The organism is Streptomyces sp. NPDC054840 (assembly GCF_053611065.1).
The window spans coordinates 1-1,326 of record NZ_JBSGZP010001116.1 but is presented as its reverse complement, the minus strand read 5'-3'; the positions used below and the strand labels follow the sequence as shown (position 1 = coordinate 1,326).

Here is a 1,326-nt window from a genome sequence, read left to right as displayed (position 1 = left end):
GGCGGGGGCTACTCGACCGGTTCGACTCCCGCGTGCAGCAGGCCGTAGGTGAACGCGTCCTCCAAGGCCTGCCAGGACGCCGCGATGACGTTCTGGGCCACGCCGACCGTGGACCACTCCCGTTCGCCGTCGGTCGTGGCGATCAGCACGCGGGTCGTGGACTCCGTACCGTGCGTGCCCTCCAGGATGCGGACCTTGTAGTCGACGAGCTCGAACTTGGCGAGCTGCGGGTAGAACCGCTCAAGCGCCACCCGCAGCGCCCGGTCCAGCGCGTTGACCGGGCCGTTGCCCTCCGCCGTGGCGACGATCCGCTCACCCTTGGCCCGCAGCTTGACCGTGGCCTCGTTGGCGTGGGTGCCGTCCGGGCGGTCCTCGACGATCGCCCGCCACGACTCGATACGGAAGTACTTGCGGGCGCGGCCCTCGGCCTCGGCGCGCAGCAGCAGCTCGAAGGAGGCGTCGGCCGCCTCGTAGGTGTAGCCCTGGAGCTCCCGGGCCTTGACCCGCTCCACGACCCGGGAGATCAGCGCGCGGTCCCCGCCGAGGTCGACACCGAGCTCCTTGCCCTTGAGCTCGATGGAGGCGCGGCCGGCCATGTCGGAGACCAGCATCCGCATGGTGTTGCCGACCCGCTCGGGGTCGATGTGCTGGTAGAGGTCCGGGTCGACCTTGATGGCCGAGGCGTGCAGGCCCGCCTTGTGCGCGAAGGCGGAGACGCCGACGTAGGGCTGGTGCGTGGAGGGGGTGAGGTTCACGACCTCGGCGATGGCGTGCGAGATCCGGGTCATCTCGGCGAGCGCCCCGTCGGGCAGCACCTTGCGCCCGTACTTGATCTCCAGGGCGGCGACGACGGGGAACAGGTTGGCGTTGCCGACGCGCTCGCCGTAGCCGTTCGCCGTGCACTGGACGTGGGTGGCGCCGGCGTCCACCGCGGCCAGGGTGTTGGCGACGGCGCAGCCGGTGTCGTCCTGGGCGTGGATGCCCAGGCGGGCGCCGGTGTCGGCGAGGACGGTGGCGACGGTCGCGGTCACCTGGGCGGGCAGCATGCCGCCGTTGGTGTCGCAGAGGATGACCACGTCGGCGCCGGCCTCGTGGGCGGCGCGGACGACGGACTTTGCGTACTCCGGGTTGGCCCGGTAGCCGTCGAAGAAGTGCTCGCAGTCGACGAAGACGCGGCGGCCCTGGGCGACCAGGTGGGAGACGGTGTCGCGGACCATCTCCAGGTTCTCGTCGAGGGTGGTGCGCAGGGCGAGCTCGACGTGGCGGTCGTGGGACTTGGCGACGAGGGTGATGACCGGGGCGCCGGATTCCAGCAGGGCCCGCACC

Annotated in this window: 1 protein-coding gene; it reads right to left on the bottom strand. The window is 71.5% G+C overall.

All coding sequences use genetic code 11. The features are described 5' to 3' along the window. Positions 1-8: 8 nt before the first annotated feature. Positions 9-1,326, bottom strand: a 1,318-nt coding sequence (gene cimA, locus ACWGIU_RS38005) for a citramalate synthase (RefSeq protein WP_453712667.1), incomplete at its 5' end; no start/stop codon positions are given.